This window comes from Neisseria sp. P0021.S007 (assembly GCF_051956855.1).
Map to the genome: position 1 here is coordinate 1 of NZ_JBQCXA010001565.1, position 462 is coordinate 462.

1 protein-coding gene is annotated in these 462 nt (G+C 49.4%); it reads left to right on the forward strand.

What is annotated here, in order from left to right:
- The coding region (locus ACTHUR_RS20290; protein ID WP_440400597.1) for a TGS domain-containing protein at positions 1 to 462 on the forward strand (462 nt) is incomplete at both ends.

Sequence of the window (462 nt, forward strand, 5' to 3'; positions counted from 1 at the left end):
GCACACGACCTTAGTCGGTCCTTACGGTTTGCCGATCGAAGTGCAAATCCGTACGCGTGAAATGGATGCAGTGGCTGAGGGCGGCATCGCCGGTCATTGGATTTACAAATCCGGTGAAAATACTCCTGAACAAGCCGTCCTCCATATGAACCGATGGATGAAAAATATTCTTGACCTGCAGGCCAGCAGCTCAAATGCTATCGAGTTTCTGGAGCATGTCAAAGTCGATTTGTTCCCCAACGAAGTCTATATCGTTACCCCGAAAGGCGATATCCTTACCTTGCCTAAAGGTGCGACGCCGATTGACTTTGCCTCTGCCGTTCACACCAATATCGGTCATAAAACCGTTGCCGCGCGTATCAATAACGTCATGATGCCGTTGCGCACCACGCTGAAAACCGGTGATACGGTCGAAATCATTACTTCCGAACATGCCAAGCACAATGTGGCATGGTTGAATTT